Source organism: Rheinheimera sp. B2H12, from assembly GCF_059620065.1.
Genome location: NZ_CM184363.1, coordinates 1736183 through 1759212, shown reverse-complemented (window position 1 = coordinate 1759212; position 23030 = coordinate 1736183). Strand labels below are relative to the sequence as shown.

Here is a 23030-nt window from a genome sequence, read left to right as displayed (position 1 = left end):
TTATAAAGAGAGGGTTGTTGCCTTCTTCGCATTCTCAGTTAGTTTTAACAACGTTCGGTGATCAGTAATTAACCTTGCTAAATCAGTAATTGATGCCGACTGAACAAATATTTGAAAGTCGATTTCAAAGTTAAAGTGCTTACGAATGCGCGCTATAAGTTGGACAACGGTCAAAGAGTGTCCGCCAAGGTCAAAAAAGTTGTCTTTAACACTTAGCTGTTCTGGCTCAAGTTTTAGAACCTCAGCCCAGATCTGTTGCATTTCTGTCTCAATCGCATTAGTTGGAGCAACATAGCTTTGGCTGCTGTACTCATAAACCGGTAGTTTATTGACATCTACTTTGCCATTCGTGTTTAACGGCAGACGATCTAACAACATCAACTTAGGTTGCATATAGTAAGGAAGCGCCCGCTCGATACGAGATCTCACACGTGATAAGCACGTTGCACTTTGTTGATCATTTTGGCAAACGACATAAAGCACTAGCTGGGGTGACTGCTGTTTATCCAGGTAGGTATAGGCAACAGCATCTTTGACTAGTTCTTCTGAACGCGCGTGGAACTCGATTTCACCGAGCTCAATTCGGTAGCCATTAACCTTTACCTGATGGTCCAAGCGACCTAAAAACTCATATTCATCAACAGCCACCTGTCTGACTAAATCGCCAGTTTTGTACCAGCGCACTCGCTCCTCCAAAGTTATGAACTGTTGTTGTGTACGAGTCTGATCATTGATATAGCCGTTGGCTAGGCCTAAGCCGGCTATGACCAGTTCGCCCGGCACTCCCAAAGGCAATACTTCCCCAGCCGTATTTCTAACGCTGTGAGCATAACCCAGCAACGTTCCTTTCAGCCGCAGGCTATAACCTCGTATATCAGCCCGACTAACTTGATCAACCATCGACCATATTGTTGCTTCAGTCGGCCCGTAACAATTCCAAAGCTGCCCGGTACGGCTCAACAACGCGTTCGCCAAATTTACTGGCAATGCTTCTCCGCCGCTTAATGCAACTAAGGTATTTTCTCCTTGCCATCCTGCATCAATCAAAGCACGCCAACCTGCAGGAGTCGCCTGCAGATGGCTTATCTTGTAGTGATGGATCAAATCAATAAGTTGCACTGGGTTTTGAATCGCTTCTTGGCTTGCAATAATGACTTCACCACCATTCATCAACGGCAAGAGGATCTCCAAAGCTGCGATATCAAATGACAAAGTCGTCACCGCCAACCAGGTGCACTGGTTATTTACTGAACCCAGCCGCTCAACCATTGCACATAAGTGAGTGCTTAGCGCCTGGTGCGAAACCTCCACCCCTTTGGGTTTACCAGTTGAGCCAGAAGTAAAGATGGCATAGGCTGGCGCAACTGCCGGCACAGCTTTATCTATCGCGAAATCCTGCCGTAACAATTCCCAGTCAAGCTCATCTAACGTAATAAACATTTGTGCTGTCGAGGTGGCAAAGTTATCTTTAAAACGCGATTCCGACAGCACATATGCTGCACTGCTTTCAGATAAAATATGTGCTATCCGGTCCATCGGGTGGCTAGGGTCTAATGGCACATAACAACCACCACATGACATCACGGCTAACACTGCAATGACCATATGGACACTTCTAGAACAACCGATAGCTACAGTACTACCTAATCCGACACCTTGTTCACTCAGCATCCATGCCAAACTGTTTACCCGCTCATTTAACTGCTGGTAACTCAGCGTGAGATGAACATCACGCAATGCAATTTTATCGCCAAACTCAAGGCTAACACGTTGTATTTTTTGATGAACCAGCACATCAGTTCCCTTCACTTCCAGTTGGTTTGGAAATACCCACTTTGAGGCCAGGCTGGTTGGTACAATCGTGTGTGGTGCATCTGACATCACACCGATTAGCTTTTCAATCGTTGATTTATGCTCCCTGTACACACTTTCTTCAAATACGCCACCGTCAAACAACAATGACATGCTGATAGCGTCTTTTCCTACTTTTTCAAACGCGGTTTGGAAAGAATAATTATTACGTTCAAAACTATCGCGTGAAACCAAGGCTGATCCTTCTGAAACACTGTCGTAGACATGAAAATCAACGTAATTAAACAATGAAGCCGAAAGGTCAACACCTGTCACCCGCTGTAGCTCAGTGGTTGGAAAATGACGATGCATGCTACTCTGTTTGATACTGGAATCGAGCTCTAAGATCAATTCGATCCAAGACATGTGCGCAAAATCAATAACCACTGGCAGCGCATTTAAGTACAACCCTAAAGTTTGATCACTGCCTGTACGCTCTGGCCGACAATTAAACACATGAGACGATACCACTTTGCTCTTGCCATCAAGAAGCCCGCACAAAACCATATGTATGGCGAGAAATACGGATTTCTCTTGAACTTTCAACTGCTTGGCTAATGAAAACAGGCCTTTTACATTTCGTTCAGAGATTTCTAAATCCAACGCAATAATATCACCTGCGCCGCGCTTGGATATCCACCAAGGCAATTCGGCACCTTGCAGCATGTTTTTCCAGTATTCACGAGTCTCTTTGTTTTGTAAAGCATCCTGCTCAAGAGCCACGAAATAGCGATATGGCAAAACCTCCGTACTTTGCTTCGGAGTAGCTTGGTTGAGGAAGGCTTGGTAATACGAGAATAATCGTGTTTCTAATGTCGCACGGCTCCAGCCATCCAGCAAGGCATGATGAAAGCTTAAGTGCAGGGTAAACTCGTCATCCTCAATAACCTGTACCGATATGCGCCACATTATAGCGCCCATAGTAAATGGGTTGGCCTTATCTCTGTCCTGCCAAGTTGCAAGTGCCAGCTCTTTTTCCATATGTTTGAGATGACGCAAATCCTCCACAGAAACTGGCAGCTCTGCCGCTTGGTTAATTATGACCAAAGGCCTGTCACCGTCAAAATCAAACCGGGCTCTTAAGCTTTCCTGCTCAGAGACGAGCAGCGAAACAGCATTTCTAAAGTGCACTTCATCCCATGATATTTGTACCCTGACAGAGGATATATCGTGATACATGCCTGCAATTCCAGATTGCATGCTATGAAAGTTCATCCCTTGTTGTAGCTTCGTTTGCGGGTATGCATCCCAAAGTTCTTCCAGCGGAAGAACCAGCTTTTCTTCATCAGAAAGCAAAGAAAATTCAGCAAACTCAAGGTAAGGTTCGTCGACATCGGATGCATCTGCCAAGTGTTCAGCTAACGCTCGGATACTTGGATGATCAAGTAGATCTTTAACAGAAAACTTTATACCAACACGACGGCACTCTCCGACTACGTTGAGAGCCCGGATCGAATCCCCGCCTATACTGAAAAAGTGTTGCGTCACCCCAATAGCATCAAGATTTAATGTACGTTGCCAAATCTCGCACAAAGTGGACTCCAACTCAGTTTTTGGCGCTTGGTAACCTGTTTTTTGATCTGCCCCTTCTGGTAAAGGCAACGCCTTTTTATCCAATTTGCCATTCACAGTTAATGGCCAAGACGATATCGGAATAAACTCAGCAGGCATCATGTAAGGAGGTAATGACTTGGCTAATCGCTGCCGAATACGCGAAATAACATGTTCTGTTGGCAGATCGTCACTCGTCATCTCCAGATAAGCTAGTAGCATTGCCGGCGCTGAAGGCCCGTTGCTCGCCGTCACCACACAAGCTCGAACCTGCGGATCGTGATTAATCAGTGTGATGATTTCTTCAAGTTCAATCCGATAACCATTTACCTTTACTTGCTCATCACAACGCCCAACAAATTCAAGCTCGCCATCAACACGCCATTTCACCAGGTCTCCGGTTTTATAAAGAACAGTTGAAGGGAATCCATCAGGTGCCTGCACAAACTTCTCAGTTGTTAAAGCAACACGGTTCAGGTAACCGGCAGACACACCAGCGCCGCCAATATAAAGCTGACCTACAGCACCGGCCGGAACCAAAGACATGGCATCATCTAAGACATATAGTTGAGTATTTTGTATCGCGGTGCCTATCGGGATGACATGACTGCGTAGTCGCTCCAGCTGTACAAGCTCGGAAACTTCATAAACACTACAACCAACAACAGTTTCTGTTGGACCATATTCATTGACAAAACGTGCAACTGGTAAAGTTTCTGACTTCCACTTATACACAGTTTCTGTAGTCAACTGCTCACCGCCAATCACTAACCGGTGTGGCTGCTGACTAGCTCTGCCGTTAATATAAGCGGGTAGCGCAGCGAGATGAGCCGGAGTGAGCTTGAATAAAGAAGCACATTCCGATGCGACTAATTCATCAGCAAGCTGGGTAAACATAGCCTCCCCATCCTCGAGCAAAACAACACTGCGGCCACACAACAGCGGCGTCAGCAAACTGGTTAAGGTCGCGTCAAAACACAGTGCGGTGCTGACGATTGCTTGCTTTATCTCATCGTCAATGTATGCAGTAACCGCATGATCTAAATAGTTCATCAGTCCGGAATGACGAATTTGCACGCCTTTAGGTGTTCCTGTTGAGCCAGATGTATAAAGAATGTATGCCAACTCAGCCCCGGCAACGTTGGTGTCGAGATCCTCCGTAGCAAATTCATGCATAAAAGCGCGGTTAACCACTAAATCATCAAGCAGAATCACATCCAAGCCTTCGACTGGAAATTGCTCGACCTGATTTGTGCTCAGTATCACTAACTCCAGTTTGGAATCATCAATAATTGCTTCAATTCGACCTCTTGGCTGATTTGGGTCCAGCGCAATAAACACTACACCTAGTTTGAGCATGGCAAGCACACTGACCAACATATCTACGGAACGTGGCAGATAAATACCAACCAGATCACCTTGCTCGACGCCCAAGTCGGTCAGGTATCTCGCAAACTGGTTCACCAGCTTGTTGAGTTCGTGATAATCAAGTGAGACGCCGTTGCATCTCACAGCACAGTTTGCACCGTTATAAGCGACCACTGATTCAAAGCAAGACTTAAATTCAACTCCAAGTGCGATGTCACATGTCGTGGCGTTAAGTTCGACCATCAAATGGTGAACTTCATTTGCATCCAGCATGCATAAGGCCGAAACTTGTACATCCTCTTGTGCTGGAAATCTGATCAACAGTTGTTTGAGGTGAACCAGCAACTGTGCCATCAAGTTGCCACTCAATCGTGGATCTTTGACTAAAAACTCAATACTAAGGGTATTGGCTAAATGCGCGACTAAGTTAACGCTAAAGTTTGAGTCTTCAATAAACTGGATAGCACCGATCTCTAAATCGGCATCAGCTAAATGGGCACCTATGGCTTCATTCACCGGGTAGTTCTCAAACACCACAATGCTATCAAATAACCCCTGCGTCAGCCGTGACTGACGCTGGATTTCCACCAGCGGTAAATAACTGTGGCGCTCTCGCTCTATTTGCGCCTGATGCAGTCGCTGCAACCAGCTCTTCACATCCAATTGCTCTGTGAAGTCCACCACCACTGGCACCGTATTGATAAACAACCCTATCATTTGCTCTACACCCGGCAGCTCAGCTGGACGCCCCGATGTCGTCGCACCAAACACCACTTGGGACTCACCACTATAACGGGACAGTAACAGACTCCAAGCTCCCTGCAGAATCACGCTCACTGTGGTCTGGCTGCGCCGGGCAAGCTGGACTAGCGCCGCTGTTTCTTCGGTATTTAACCGCAACTGATAGCTCTGCGCCCTATCCGTCGGCGCCACTGGCCGCTCTGTTCCTATCAGTGGCAGCGGCGTCTTCGCGCTCACCCCCGACAACTGCGCTTGCCAATACTGCTGGCTCTGTGTTTTGTTCTGTTGACTCAGCCAGCCCGCATACCCCCGATAAGGCACCACTGCCGGCAGCTCCGCCGGGATACCGGCACCCAGTGCGCGGTAACATTCCGTCACTTCCGCAAAAACCAGCGGTAAACACCAGCCATCCATCAGCGCATGGTGATGTGACCACAACCAACGCACGCCTCGTTCCCCTAAATTACAAACGGTAAAACGCAATAACGGCGCTTCTGTGGCATCAAATCCTTCTGCTTTATCCTCAATCAGCAGACGAGCCAACTTCGCATCTTGTACTACATCCGTCTCTGCTGACCAGTCACAGGTCCGCCATGTGGCCTCCACTGCAGGCACCACCAATTGCTGCGCACGACCTTGCTCCAGACCCACAAACGCCGTTCTGAAAATATCATGACGTGCTATCACCTGTGCCCAGGCTTTGGCAAAACGCGCCTGGTCCAGATGCGCAAACTCCACCAAGGTCTGAGAAACATAACTACCTTGCGCTAACAAACTGTGGAATAACACCCCTTGCTGCGTCCCCGTCGCTGGATATAAATCCACTAACGCATAACGCTTTTGCCACTGACGAATATCGTCATCGGTCGCGGTACTTAATGGGAAGTCAGCGACCACCCAAGCCCCTTGCTTCACCGCCAGACAGTGTGTCAGAACAGACACCAGGGACTCATGTATCGCAACCATCAAATCACGCATCGCCCCAGCCTGATAACGTGCCTTGTCATACGTCAGTTCAAACTGCAGCTGGCCTGCTATCACCATCCCATTCAGAGTCAGCCCATGTGCCGCAACACGTCGGTCACTGACCGAGCGTCCTGTTGACTCCTGCGCTACACACAGCTCACCACCATCCATTGTCTGGTCAAACTGCCCCAGGTAATTAAATAACAACTCAGCGGCTGTGCTTTGTTCCGGCGCCAGTCTGTTGTCTGACAGATAACGCAACAAGCCATATCCAATACCACTTTGTGGTGTCGCACGATACTGGCTCTTCACCTGGTTGAGCACCTCACCAGTCTCTGTGCCAGATGGCATCGACAACACTAGCGGATATAAGGTGGTGAACCAGCCCAATGTCTGACTGAGGTCAAAACTCATTGGCAGGTTTTCACGTCCGTGTCCTTCCAAATCCAGCCGTATTTCCTCAATCTGGCTCCAGCCGTAAACACCCAACAAGACTGCGGATAACAAGGTTTCATTGATATGGGTCCGATAACTGCGCTGACTGTCATTTAACAACCGGGATGTCTGTTCTTTGTCCAGTGCAAAGTAAGCAACACCTGCCCCTGTCCCCACATCGCTATCCATCGCTGGGTACCCCAATCTCAATTGGGCATCTGCCAACGACATCCCGCTGCGTAACTGACGATGCCAATAGTCGCGTTGCGCTTGGACGGCTTCGCTATTTGCATAGGCTTGCAGGTATTCACCCCACTGCTGATACGATGACGTCTTCGCGCCTAGTGTCAGGACTGCTCCTTGTTGCTGCTGCCGATAGAGCAACTCCAAATCTTCCAGCAAAATACGCCACGACACGCCGTCTATCGCCAAGTGATGCACCACCAGCAACAATCGTCCTCGCTCACCTGTCGCCGACCAATGCACCACTCGCACTAATTCACCCGCCGACGGATTTAAACTGCCCTGAACTTCACTGGCTGCATCATGTAAAAACGCCCAGCTATCACCCACCCGCGTCCGCACACTCACCGCACTCTCCAGTTGCGCTGCTGTCAGCTCCACATGCTCGCCACGCCACTGACCCTCAACTTTGTTAAACGCCAGGCGCAGTGCATCATGACGCCGGTACAAGACCTTCACCATCTCTGCTAAACAACCCGCATCAAAATCCACCGGGGTTTCCAACAGCACCGCCTGATTGACATGATGCCAGTCCGTCTCATCGGCCAGTAACGCCTGCTGGATGGGCAACAACACTATACCGCCATCAACCCGTCCCTGCGGCGCCACCACTTGGACGCCACTCTTCACCACCGCCGCCAACTGACGAATACTTGGCGCATCAAACAGGTCTTTCACGCTAAAGTGCAGCCCCTCTTTGGCGGCACGTGAGACCAACTGGATCGATAAAATTGAATCACCGCCCAGTTCAAAGAAATTCCCGGTCACACTGACCTGCTCTACCGGCAATTGCAGTAACACTGCCCAAAGCGCCTGTAACTGTCCTTCCAACTCATGCGCTGGCGCAACGTAGCTACTGGTCATCACACCTTCACTCACCGAAGGTAATGCTTTTTTGTCCACCTTGCCATTGACCGTCAGCGGCCACGTCTTCACTTCCACACACACACTTGGCAGCATATGCTCAGGCAACCGTTGCGCCAGTTCACTGCGCAACGTGCCAACATCCAGTGCCACACCTTCTTTGCCTTGCACATAACCCACTAAGCGTTTGCCACCCTCGTGCACCTGCGCTATGACCACCGCTGACTGCACTTGCGCGCATTGCTCCAACTGGTATTCAATCTCACCCAGTTCGATACGGAAGCCCCGGATCTTCACCTGGTCATCTTCACGACCCAAAAACTCCAGCTCTCCATCATGGCGATAGCGCACCAAATCGCCGGTCCGGTAAAGGCGTCCTGCACCAAAAGGATTGGCAATAAAGCGTGCTTCGGTTAACCCTTCCCGGTTCAGATAACCCCGCGCGACACCGTCTCCGCCCAGATAAAGTTCGCCCACGGCGCCAAATGGCAGCAACTGCTGACGTGCGTCCAGCACGTAGGCCTGACTGTTGGCCATCGGTTTACCGATAGGAAGTCCATCAGATGCAACACTTGCTGGCGTTACTTCATACAAGGTGGTGAACGCCACGGTTTCTGTCGGTCCATACGCATGGAAGAAATGCTTCGGCTTACAGGTGCGCACCACCTCACACGCCGCCGCAAAGTCAACCTTATCTCCACCCACTATCAGGTAATCCAGCTGTTTAAAGCTTGCTTGCAATGCATAGGCATATTGGCGGAACAGCCCTGATGTGAGGTGCAAAATATTCGCTTTGCTAAATAACAAACGTGCTTCCAGTCGACTGGCCTCAAGCAACTCATCCGGTTGGATCACCAATAACCGGGCGCCTGACAACAACGTCGCCCAGATCTCCCAAGTTGCGGCATCAAATGACGGGTTGGCACAGAAGGCGACGCAAGTTTGTGGCTGGATGTCGATCTTAGTATCACAATAAACCGAGCGCATGATGTTTTTATGGCTAACCATGACGCCTTTTGGTTGCCCGGTTGAGCCTGAGGTGTACATCACATAAGCCAGCGCATCACTTTGTTTGATATCTGACCGTGGGTTATCAATGGAGTAAGACTGACAAGTGTCCCATTCAAGCAACAGCGGATGTAAGTGCACACCTGCACTGAGGATGTGCGTCAGTGGGCTGTCTTCTTCAACCAGCACATGGGTGAGCCCGGTATCCTCACACATAAAGCGAATACGTTCTTCAGGGTAGCTTGCGTCGATAGGGACATAGGCAGCACCTGCTTTCAGTACAGCCAGCATGCCAACAATCAGTTCCGCGGAGCGAGCACAACTCACACCAACCAGGCTGCCGGCAACTACCCCTTGAGCTTGTAAGTAATGGGCGTATTGGTTCGCCATTGCGTTCAGCTCAGCATAGGTCAGCCGGTCCGCGCCACTTTCTACTGCGATGGCGCTAGGTTGCAACATAACTTGCTGCTCAAACAACAGATGTAATGGCTGATCCTGACGATAAGCCTGACTGGTTTTGTTCAGTTCCTCTACTAAGAAGTTCACTTCTGAAGCATCAATCTCAGTTAAATGTTCAATTGAACTCGCTTCATTTTCAGAGAAATTATTTAAAAGCACATGTAAATAGTTTGCCAACTTTTCAATTGATGCAGTTTCAAACATTTCAGTATATTCGATACTTAGCGATAAGTGGTCCGTTAGGTGTGCCACCAAAGTCAACGCATAATTTGAACCTTCCCAACCTTGTACACGAGATACCGCAAGATCGGCATTAGCTAAATGGGCACCTATGGCTTCATTCACCGGGTAGTTCTCAAACACCACAATGCTATCAAATAACCCCTGCGTCAGCCGTGACTGACGCTGGATTTCCACCAGCGGTAAATAACTGTGGCGCTCTCGCTCTATTTGCGCCTGATGCAGTCGCTGCAACCAGCTCTTCACATCCAATTGCTCTGTGAAGTCCACCACCACTGGCACCGTATTGATAAACAACCCTATCATTTGCTCTACACCCGGCAGCTCAGCTGGACGCCCCGATGTCGTCGCACCAAACACCACTTGGGACTCACCACTATAACGGGACAGTAACAGACTCCAAGCTCCCTGCAGAATCACGCTCACTGTGGTCTGGCTGCGCCGGGCAAGCTGGACTAGCGCCGCTGTTTCTTCGGTATTTAACCGCAACTGATAGCTCTGCGCCCTATCCGTCGGCGCCACTGGCCGCTCTGTTCCTATCAGTGGCAGCGGCGTCTTCGCGCTCACCCCCGACAACTGCGCTTGCCAATACTGCTGGCTCTGTGTTTTGTTCTGTTGACTCAGCCAGCCCGCATACCCCCGATAAGGCACCACTGCCGGCAGCTCCGCCGGGATACCGGCACCCAGTGCGCGGTAACATTCCGTCACTTCCGCAAAAACCAGCGGTAAACACCAGCCATCCATCAGCGCATGGTGATGTGACCACAACCAACGCACGCCTCGTTCCCCTAAATTACAAACGGTAAAACGCAATAACGGCGCTTCTGTGGCATCAAATCCTTCTGCTTTATCCTCAATCAGCAGACGAGCCAACTTCGCATCTTGTACTACATCCGTCTCTGCTGACCAGTCACAGGTCCGCCATGTGGCCTCCACTGCAGGCACCACCAATTGCTGCGCACGACCTTGCTCCAGACCCACAAACGCCGTTCTGAAAATATCATGACGTGCTATCACCTGTGCCCAGGCTTTGGCAAAACGCGCCTGGTCCAGATGCGCAAACTCCACCAAGGTCTGAGAAACATAACTACCTTGCGCTAACAAACTGTGGAATAACACCCCTTGCTGCGTCCCCGTCGCTGGATATAAATCCACTAACGCATAACGCTTTTGCCACTGACGAATATCGTCATCGGTCGCGGTACTTAATGGGAAGTCAGCGACCACCCAAGCCCCTTGCTTCACCGCCAGACAGTGTGTCAGAACAGACACCAGGGACTCATGTATCGCAACCATCAAATCACGCATCGCCCCAGCCTGATAACGTGCCTTGTCATACGTCAGTTCAAACTGCAGCTGGCCTGCTATCACCATCCCATTCAGAGTCAGCCCATGTGCCGCAACACGTCGGTCACTGACCGAGCGTCCTGTTGACTCCTGCGCTACACACAGCTCACCACCATCCATTGTCTGGTCAAACTGCCCCAGGTAATTAAATAACAACTCAGCGGCTGTGCTTTGTTCCGGCGCCAGTCTGTTGTCTGACAGATAACGCAACAAGCCATATCCAATACCACTTTGTGGTGTCGCACGATACTGGCTCTTCACCTGGTTGAGCACCTCACCAGTCTCTGTGCCAGATGGCATCGACAACACTAGCGGATATAAGGTGGTGAACCAGCCCAATGTCTGACTGAGGTCAAAACTCATTGGCAGGTTTTCACGTCCATGTCCTTCCAAATCCAGCCGTATTTCCTCAATCTGGCCCCAGCCGTAAACACCCAACAAGACTGCGGATAACAAGGTTTCATTGATATGGGTCCGATAACTGCGCTGACTGTCATTTAACAACCGGGATGTCTGTTCTTTGTCCAGTGCAAAGTAAGCAACACCTGCCCCTGTCCCCACATCGCTATCCATCGCTGGGTACCCCAATCTCAATTGGGCATCTGCCAACGACATCCCGCTGCGTAACTGACGATGCCAATAGTCGCGTTGCGCTTGGACGGCCTCGCTATTTGCATAGGTTTGCAGGTATTCACCCCACTGCTGATACGATGACGTCTTCGCGCCTAGTGTCAGGACTGCTCCTTGTTGCTGCTGCCGATAGAGCAACTCCAAATCTTCCAGCAAAATACGCCACGACACGCCGTCTATCGCCAAGTGATGCACCACCAGCAACAATCGTCCTCGCTCACCTGTCGCCGACCAATGCACCACTCGCACTAATTCACCCGCCGACGGATTTAAACTGCCCTGAACTTCACTGGCTGCATCATGTAAAAACGCCCAGCTATCACCCACCCGCGTCCGCACACTCACCGCACTCTCCAGTTGCGCTGCTGTCAGCTCCACATGCTCACCACGCCACTGACCCTCAACTTTGTTAAACGCCAGGCGCAGTGCATCATGACGCCGGTACAAGACCTTCACCATCTCTGCTAAACAACCCGCATCAAAATCCACCGGGGTTTCCAACAGCACCGCCTGATTGACATGATGCCAGTCCGTCTCATCGGCCAGTAACGCCTGCTGGATGGGCAACAACACTATACCGCCATCAACCCGTCCCTGCGGCGCCACCACTTGGACGCCACTCTTCACCACCGCCGCCAACTGACGAATACTTGGCGCATCAAACAGGTCTTTCACGCTAAAGTGCAGCCCCTCTTTGGCGGCACGTGAGACCAACTGGATCGATAAAATTGAATCACCGCCCAGTTCAAAGAAATTCCCGGTCACACTGACCTGCTCTACCGGCAATTGCAGTAACACTGCCCAAAGCGCCTGTAACTGTCCTTCCAACTCATGCGCTGGCGCAACGTAGCTACTGGTCATCACACCTTCACTCACCGAAGGTAATGCTTTTTTGTCCACCTTGCCATTGACCGTCAGCGGCCACGTCTTCACTTCCACACACACACTTGGCAGCATATGCTCAGGCAACCGTTGCGCCAGTTCACTGCGCAACGTGCCAACATCCAGTGCAACACCTTCTTTGCCTTGCACATAACCCACTAAGCGTTTGCCACCCTCGTGCACCTGCGCTATGACCACCGCTGACTGCACTTGCGCGCATTGCTCCAACTGGTATTCAATCTCACCCAGTTCGATACGGAAGCCCCGGATCTTCACCTGGTCATCTTCACGACCCAAAAACTCCAGCTCTCCATCATGGCGATAGCGCACCAAATCGCCGGTCCGGTAAAGGCGTCCTGCACCAAAAGGATTGGCAATAAAGCGGGCTGCGGTTAACCCTTCCCGGTTCAGATAACCCCGCGCGACACCGTCTCCGCCCAGATAAAGTTCGCCCACGGCGCCAAATGGCAGCAACTGCTGACGTGCGTCCAGCACGTAGGCCTGACTGTTGGCGATCACGCTACCAATGGTAGGTACCTGGTGAATAGGCTGCGTAAAAACTGCACACGTTGAGTAAGTGGTATCTTCAGAAGGGCCGTACAAGTTGCATACTTTTTGACAACCAGCTGCAAATAAAGCATTGACTACATTTGCACTCAATGCCTCCCCAGCCAAGTTGACCACGGTGCCTGACGGCACGCGTGAATGCTGAAGCAATACACTAATCGCTGAAGGTACTGTGTTAACCAAACTTACTTCTACCGGCGAAGTAAGCAATGCCAAGGCATCTTTAACCAACACACAAGTAAAACCAAAACTTAGCGGTACAAATATTTCAAAGACCGACAGGTCGAAGTTCAGCGACGTCGAGGCCAACACTCGGGCCAATTCTTTATCCGAATAAACGTGTCTGGCCCAGTGCAACATTGCTACTGTATTACGATGTTCCACCATAACGCCTTTTGGCCGCCCGGTAGACCCGGAGGTATAAATCACGTAACTCAGCGCCTGACCACTGACTCGGATCCTTGGGTTATCACTGGCGTAATTTTCAGTCAGCCCGGCATGAAGTCGGTGCACTTTCACTGACTCATGCATAAGGACACATAAGTTGGTTTGCTCACCTACCAATACATGTAATAACTGCGTATCGTCTAACATAAACCCGATACGGTCCGCTGGGTAACCAGGGTCGATCGGGACGTAGGCTGCGCCTGCTTTTAATATAGCTAACATAGCGACAATCATTTGCGGTGTACGTTCTGTGCAGATCCCCACCATTGTCCCAGCCGACACCCCCTGCGCAATCAGATAGTGAGCCAACTGATTCGCCGCTTCATTCAAGTCTTTATAGGTTAGACTATAGCCGTCGTGTTCAATCGCCACGTTATGCGGCGATTGCTGAACTTGCGCTTCAAATAAACCATGAATAGGCAAATCTTTTCGATAACTCAATTGTGTATTATTCAACTCTAGTAGCAGGTGCGTGGTCTCTTGCGGTGTCAACATACGCACCTTGTGGATAGCGCCGGCTCCTTGCTGGGTCACCAGACTATGCAAAATAACGTCCAAATGACTTAATAATTGATTTGCTTCAGCAGTTGAAAACACTGCGTTTTGGAACGTCAAAGTCAGGTTTAATTGACTGCGGAATGATGCAGTGACTGTCAGAGGAAAACTTGTGTGCTCCACTGCACCTGAAGCATACACCTTCACACTTCCAACATCGCTCTGAACATCTGAGAGCGAAGCATTCACTAAATCTGTTGGATAGTTTTCGAAGACAAATAGGCTATCGAAAAAAGCATCACCAGCAGGCAGTGCAGTTAGTCTTTGTAACTCTGGTAACCCCAGAAAACTGAACTGTTCACGAGTGATGTTTTCACTGTGAATATATGCAAGAACTTCACCTATCGAATTATGTTCGTTAAATTTGACGCGAACAGGCAAGGTATTAATAAATAAACCGATGATTTGCTCCACACCGGGCAGAGATTCAGGACGGCCAGACACTGTGGCGCCGAATATCACATCGTCATTTCCGCTGTATCTTTGTAACAACAGTGCCCATGCCAGTTGCAACACCACGTTGATCGTGCACTTATTTAACCTGGCTAATTCAGACAGCGCGTCAGATAGCTGCTCATTCGCTTCATACTTAACTTCGCTGTAACCAAAAGTCAACGGCGTCACTGCTCGGCTATTGAGCCGGGTCGGTAACGAAAAACCTGCCAAATTGGACTGCCAAAATGCTACAGCCGCATCACGATCTCTGGAAGCCAGCCAATCAATATAGGTTTCATAGGGTACCGCTGGCGCCAACTGCGGCTGGCTATTGGTTAACTTTGCGTGATAGCACTGCACCACTTCATTGAACAGCACAGGCAAACACCAGCCATCAAGAATAATATGGTGATGTGCCCACACAAAATGATAACGCGCATTTTCAAGACGCACTAACGTTATACGCATCAATGGTGCTTGTGAAAAATCAAAACCCTGTGATTTCTCTTCGTAGTACAGATTTGACAATGCCGTTTTAATGTCTTGTTTCTGATGATTCTTTAGGTCTAGTACTTTAAAAGGAATGGTCGCCGACGCCTTAACCAACTGATGTGGCGAAGACGAATCTAGTCCGACAAAACAAGTGCGTAAAATATCATGGCGTTCAACTACAGCTTGCCAAGCATATTGAAACGCCTCCAGGTTCAGCTCACCTTCCAGATCAAAATACGTCAAGGTCGTATAAAGCTCGCCCGAACCATCCAACAGTCCGTGGAACAACATCCCTTTTTGCATTGCTGTTGTAGTATAAAGGCGCGATATATTTTTGTGCTGTTGCTGTATTGTGTCCAACTCGTTCTGCGATAGGGTCGCCAGCGGAAAATCGCTGCAAGTAAGGCCTGCGATTTGTTGTTTCAAAGCTGATTGACAGTGCTCAATGACCGCAGTCAGACTGTCCCGGTACAGAGAGGCAAATTGTTCACCTGATTCTTGTGGCACACAGCCCGTATTTATACTAATTGTGAAGCCTAATCTGCCATCGGTTACACTGCCGTTAATGCTAACTGCGCTGGCTGGTAGCTGTTTACAACTCGCGCTGGCGCCGGGGTTTTCGTCGGCTAGTTTAAATGCGGATGCATGACCTAAGGTATTGTCTAACTGTCCCAAGTAATTAAATTCAATTGCATTGCTTTCACTCAATTCATCAAGCTGAGCGAGTTCAGTATCTTTTGACATATACTTCAGAACACTAAAACCGATACCATTACTGGGTAATGCTCTGTATTGCTCTTTAACTTGCTTGATCAACTCTCCGATAGCTAAATTTTCGGATGCTGACAAAACAATCGGATAAAGGGAGGTAAACCACCCCAGCGTTTGGTCACAATCTAGATGCTCGAACAAAGGCACCCGCCCGTGTCCTTCCATGTTAACTCTCAGGTTGAATTGCCCCGTCCAACATACAAATGCTCTTAATAAAGCAGCTAACAACAATTCATTGATCTGAGTCCGATATACCGGGTTCGATTCGATTAGCAATTGTCGTGTTTGCGCTTGATCCAACTCAATATGGCAATAGGCCATTGTTATAGTCAGGTCGGATGAAACGGCTTTTTGCGGCAAAACCCCCACTGGTTTGCTCAATAGTGATAACCAGAACTCCCGTTCTTTTGCCAATTGTTCAGTTTTTGAATATTCAGACAGCGCCATAGCCCAGGCTTTATAAGCGCTGGTTTTTTCAGCTAAAACCACCGAAGTGCCAGCCGACTGCTGAGCATAGGCTTGTTCCAGATCGCTGAGCAGGATCCGCCAAGATACGCCGTCGATCACCAAGTGGTGACACACAAAAAACAGGCGACCAGGCTCTTGGGCGCCAAAGTTAAAATGGACCGCTTTAAACACTGGGCCATCTTCATAGGACAATAGCGTTTGCTGTTTGGCACAAATCTGTTCAACAGACACTATTCTTTCTGTTCTCGTTAAACCAGACAGATCATAGGACACAACACTCTCGACCAGCATTGCAGTCGTCAGCGGTTGATGATAAGCAGACCAGTGGCCATCTTCGCATTGAAAGCGCATTCTAAGCGCATCATGGCGCAGATACAGTGCTGCAACCACGTTATTGAGTACATCGAGAGTCAAAGCGACTGGCGAGGTTAATAAAACCGCTTGATTGTAATGATGAGCCTCAACCAACTGGAGGCAAAAAAAGTCCGCTTGTATCGGCATTAGCGGCATGGAGCCCTCAATAGCCCCCTGTTCACAAAGTATTTTTGTAATTTGCCCAACATGCGGAGCCAGCTGTTCAATCGTCTGGTGGTCAAACAGCTGACGGACCGTGAAGTGACAATCCACCAGCTTGGCTCTGGATGCCACCTGGATCGACAGTATAGAATCGCCACCCAAAGCGAAAAAGTTGTCAGTCACCCCTACTTGTTGCAGATTCAGCACTTCAGCCCAAACATCGCATAAACGCGCTTCGACAGAGGTTGAAGGTGCTTTATACATATTCTTTTCGAACTGCTGTAGTGCTATGTCAGGCAATTTAGCAATGTCTATTTTTCCATTGATGGTTAAGGGCCAATCTTCAACGATGCCATATGCCACCGGCACCATATAACTGGGCAGTCGTTGACCTAACCGTTGCTTGGTTTGCTGGATCAGCGTCTGCGGGTCGCTCACCTCAGCTTGTGTTTTATCTTGTTTTAAATAGGCAACTAACTGTTTGTTACCTAAAGAGACTTCTCTGGCGACAACAGTAACAGAGTCGATACCGGGGCACTCCAGAAGCTGCTGCTCAACCTCACCGAGCTCAATACGAATGCCACGAACCTTAACTTGTTCATCCGCGCGGCCAACAAACTCAACTTCACCACTTGCTAACACCCGAACTAAATCACCGGTTCTATAAAGGCGCTGACTCCGAGTCCCGTCAAGTTCAGCATTAAAAGGGTTACAAATAAATTTCTGCGCGGTCAACTCAGGTTGGTTCAGATAACCCCGCGCCAAACCTGCCCCGCCTATTAACAGTTCGCCGACCGCCATCACTGGCACAGGAAGACCGTTTTCACAAACCACATAGGCTTCAACATTCGCAAGCGGACGCCCGATGGTATGCACACGTGTACTCTTGATATCAATCTTGGCTTTAAAACAAGTCACCGTAGTTTCTGTTGGGCCATACACGTTAAACAGCTCGTCACCCCAAAGGTCTACCACCGCCTGCGTCAGAGGCTCACCGCCGACCACGACCCGTTTTATTTTGTCAGCCCCTGTTATTGCGCCTATCGCCTGCAAGTAGGAGGGCGTGCTGTCCAGATGTGTAACCTGCTGCTTCTGGATAAGAGACGTTAACAACTCAGGTTGCGCGATTTCATCTTTGGTAGGAATAACCAGTGTTGCACCAGAGGACAAACATAAAAATAGCTGTTCAACTGCGGCATCAAATACATAGTTGGCCAACCATATAAATACTTCATCCGCAGTTACGGCAAAATCAGTTTGTTGTGTCTCAATCAAATTAATCAGCGCGCTGTGCTCCACCATCACGCCTTTAGGCTTTCCTGTAGAACCAGATGTAAAAATGACATAAACCAGATTGTGCGAAGTCAGACCCAGTTTAAGCGGATCGGGGTTGTTTGTGGCACCCGCAAAGATCTCTTCAGTTAAGTTAATTCGGATTAGCTCTGCTGCGCTAACCAGCTCAGGATGAGCTTCATGGCACAATAGTAAGCAGATCTCAGCTTCCGCTATTATGTGTGCTTTTCGGGCGAGTGGATAATCAGGTTCGATCGGCACATAAGCAGCACCAGCCTTTAGCGTGGCCAGTATCGCCACCACACGCTCAACAGAAGGTTCCAAACACAATCCAACCAAGGTATCTGGTGTGACCTGATATTGCTCGATAAGCCTATGCGCAAGCGCATTGGCACGTCTGTTCAGCTCACCGTAACTCATCGACTCGTTTTGAAAGACGAGTGCCAATGCCTCAGGGGTCTGTGCAGCATGCTGTTCAAAACGAGTGTGAGCGAACGGCACAGTCAGCTCTGTTGCTTTTGCATTGTTGATACAGAAATCAATTGCAGGATCTGGTAATAAAGGCAGTTCTAGTAATCGCATCTGCCCCACATCCGCATGACCGGCCAGCTTCGATAACGCGGTTAACACGCCGCATAAATGCTGGTTAAATATCGCAATACGAGCTGGGCTAAAAAGAGCGGTATCATAGGTCCATAGCAACTCAACCCCCCGTTCTGTCATATTGATACCGACATCCAAGTCAAAAGGACAGGCAACAACGTCTGACGTTAGCGGGTGCATTTCAAGACCAGGTATATGCGCCAGATTTGCGCCTTGGATATTCATATCCAAATTTGTGGCAAACATAATCTGAAACATAGGAGTATACGCAGCTGTACGCTCAACGTTTAAGCGCTCTACCAGTTGCTCGAAAGGAACATCTTGATTATCCAGTGCGCTCAGGTTGACTTGACGGATATGCGCCAGATAATCAGATAAGGCTGCAAAACCTGTATTGACCCTCAATAACAGAGTGTTGACAAAAAATCCAATCAACGGCTCCAGCTCCGTTTGACGACGGTTAGCCACCGGCGTTGCAAGCAGAATATCGGTGCTGCTACTATGCCGCGACAACGTCCACGCCAATGCCGCATGTAACATCATAAAAGGTGTTAGCTGGAAGTCAGCAGCGAGCTTCAGCAGTCCCTGCGCAACTTCATTTGAAAGCTGTCCTGCAATCAACGCTCCCTTATGTTGTTTATTTGCCGGACGTGGATAGTCCAGACTTAATCCATGTACAGGAGGTAGCCCTGCCAACTGAGCTTGCCAATATTGTAGTTGCGGCTCGAACAACGCTGTTTTCCACCAAGTACGCTGCCAAATTGCATAATCAGCGTACTGAATGCTCAAAGGCGCAATAGATGTCTGTCCACCATACACAAGCGCCAAATATTCTTGGGTAAATTCAGCAACAAACACATTCATTGACCAGCCATCTGAGGCGATGTGATGACAATTAAATAACAAGGCGCCTTGCTGTTGCTCCGCTGTTTTTTCCAACAGCACATAACTTGCTCGAACCATCAGATCACGATTCAAGTCAAAGATTTCCAGCGCATTTGCATCGACTAAGCTCTTGAGCTTCGCCTGTCTTTGTTCCTCGGGCAGCCGGGAGAGGTCAACTCGCGCCAACCTAAATTCGAAATCGGATTTAACGACTTGCTTAACACCTTCTGTCGCTTTTTCATAATAAGTACGCAAAATTTCATGGCGCGCAATAATATTGTTGATGGCCCGTTCTGCTGCGTCAGGATCAAAAGTACCTTGCAGGTGAAGCCCATAAGGTAGGTTGTATTCAGGGCTATTACCGTGTAACTCATTAATAAACCACAGCCGCTGTTGTGCAAAGGACAACGCAACCGGACCAGACTCATCTCTCGCTGTTATCCTTGGTAACACACGTAGTTGTCCTTCATCAACAATGTGTTTAGCCAGTATTTTAATATTTGGATTTTCAAAGACATCTTTAATCGAAATTTCAGTCTCGAATGCATCTTTGACCATAGCAACCAGACGCACAGCGGTCAAAGAACTGCCACCTAACTCGAAGAAATCATCCATGACTCCTAAGTTGGTTAAGCCGAACAGGCTTTTCCACAGCTCTAACAGTTTTACCTCCTGTTCGCTGCTGGCTTCAACTAAAACACTGCTCAACTCAGGCCTTTTATTGACTACAATGGCGGATTGTTTGGCAACCAAAGCTTTGGTTGTCAACACAGAGTCCTGATAATGATCCATCAGTTGAGAAAAATTGTTCGACTCAAAACAGTAACCAGGGACTGGTACTTTCAGACAACTACGCGAGCTGTTGTATTCAGTCCAATTCAAATCAATACCAGCACAGTAAAGCTTCGCCAGTGCTCGGCAAAACAATAAATCATCTTGGATCTGCTCCTGCGGATGCCTGAACACATTTACCAGCAATGACGCTGAAGTAAAAGCCTGATTGCCACGTACAAACGTGGACAACACGCGTCCCGGGCCTGCTTCGATAAATACTGCAGGGCGCCGCTTTAATATATCTGTTATCGCAGAGTCAAACTGAACTGTCTCGCGCAAATGCCGCACCCAATAATCCGGATCAGTCGCTTCACTAGCTGTGATAAGCCTGCCGGTGACATTCGAGTAAAATGCCAGATTGGGTGGCGTCAGAGAAACAGTACCGACGACCTGCTTAAACGCAGCAAGACACCCTGTCATCATGCTTGAGTGATATGCATGTGCCGTATGCAAGACTTTGCATTCTATACCTACGGCTTTCAATTTTTTCTCGGCAGCTTCAATTAATTCAGCAGGGCCTGACAGTACACGTTGTTTCTGGCTGTTAATCGCCGCGGTTTCAAGCTCATCACCCAACAGCGAATCAAGCTCCGTCTTGGAAGCGGTTACACTCAACATTTGCCCGACAGGCATTGCCGACATTAATTGGCCACGTGCTGCCACCAGGTTCAGCGCATCTGGCATGGAAAACACACCCGCGATACAGGCAGCGACGTATTCCCCTATGCTATGCCCTACCATCACCTCCGGCTGCACACCCAATGCAATCAGCCGTTTGGCAACACAATATTCGACAATAAATAACAGCGGTTGAGCGTATTCTGTTTGTGTGACCCACAACTGTGCATCTGACGTTGTATTGATGACGATTGATTTGAGTTTTACTGCCAGCTCATTCGGTAACACCGCAAAGCAGCCGTCCATTTCCTGTCTGAACCCAACATCTACTCGGTAAAGATCTGCCGCCATGCCATGGTATTGGCTTCCTTGTCCAGAAAATAACATGACACGTTGTGCTGCGCGAAACTCTGATGCACCATTGATGTACTCATCAGCCAGCGTAGGCATGTCGCCTGCGGACTCATTGGCTTTGAGCAACACGGATCTGTGGATGTAACCGGCATCTTTCACTTGGGCACTGTATGCCAGATCAGCCAAAGAAACATTGTTTTGTACAAACGACTCCAAACGCCGACGATAGCTGTCTTTGGAGGTACAAGTCTTGGCGGAGAATGGTAACAGTTCCCAACGCCGCGTATCTGGTTGCGAATTTCTCTGAGGCAGGTATTCTTCAACAATGAGGTGTACGTTGGTACCACCGATACCAAAAGAACTTACGGCGCCGCGCAGCGGCCTGTCTGAATGATGCAGTTCAGTAAGCTCAGAATTGACAGTGATCCGGCTGCCATCTAAGGGGATACGCTGGTTTATCTTATTAAAATGTAGCGACTTTGGTAACTGAGCGTTTTTCAACGACAGGATTGCCTTGATAAAGCCCATCACACCCGCAGCGATATCTAGATGACCAAGATTTGACTTCACAGAACCAATCAGACAACGACTATCTTGCCCATATACATTGAGGATTGCCTGTGCTTCGATCGGATCTCCTAAAGTTGTTGCAGTGCCATGACATTCGATAAAATCGATTTCCGACGCCTCAAGTTCAGCAGCCTCTAGTGCCGCGAATAACACCTGTTCCTGACCACGGATAGAGGGTGCCGTATAACCAATTTTTTCACTGCCGTCATTGTTAACAGCAGAACCTTTAATAACCCCATAGATATGATCGCCATCCGCAATCGCATCATCCAGCCTTTTTAATACAACCACACCGACACCATTCCCCGAGACAGTGCCGTCAGCCGACTGATCAAATGGACGACAATGGCCATCTGACGAATGAATCATGCCAGTATGATGAATGTAACCACTGACACGAGGACGAACACAGGCGCCCCCCGCCATTGCCAAATTGCAGTCACCACTTAGCAACCCCTGCACCGCAAGATGTATGGACATCAACGAAGTTGAACATGCAGTATCAACATGCAACGCAGGTCCTTTTAGGTTGAAGTTATAGGCAATCCGGCTACTAAAAAACTCCTTTTGAAAAAACGTTCTTAAATCAAACGCATGCACCATATCATCGCCACAATGCTCAAATGCTCCTTTCATCCACTCTGGGTTGAAGGATGCACCAAAGTAAACGCCAACTTGGTCTTTATCACGAAGGGGGTTGAAGCCGGCATCTTGTAATGCTTGCCAACTACATTCATGAAGTATTCTCAGCTGCGGGTCCATATACTCCGCTTCTCTGTCGCTGTAGCCAAAAAACGTAGCATCAAAGTTAAACGGCTTATCCAAATACCCACCAGCTTTGACGTATTTTGGGTGAGATAAGTCATCGTCACTAACACCATACCCTCGTAATTCTTCATCACTGTAAAATTTGATTAACTCGCTACCCGCACAAAGATGCTGCCAAAATTCGTCATAGTTTTCGCAAGAAGGCAAGCGTAATGAGATACCTACGACGGCGATTTCAAGCCCGTTTGTTGTTATTTTTTTATCCATAT

Annotated in this window: 1 protein-coding gene; it reads right to left on the bottom strand. The window is 48.8% G+C overall.

Features of this window, described 5'->3' with window-relative positions; genetic code table 11:
- Window positions 1-23028, bottom strand: coding sequence for a non-ribosomal peptide synthase/polyketide synthase (locus tag AC53GJ_RS07620; protein WP_496732011.1), 23028 nt, complete (start codon window positions 23026-23028; stop codon window positions 1-3).
- Window positions 23029-23030 lie beyond the last annotated feature (2 nt).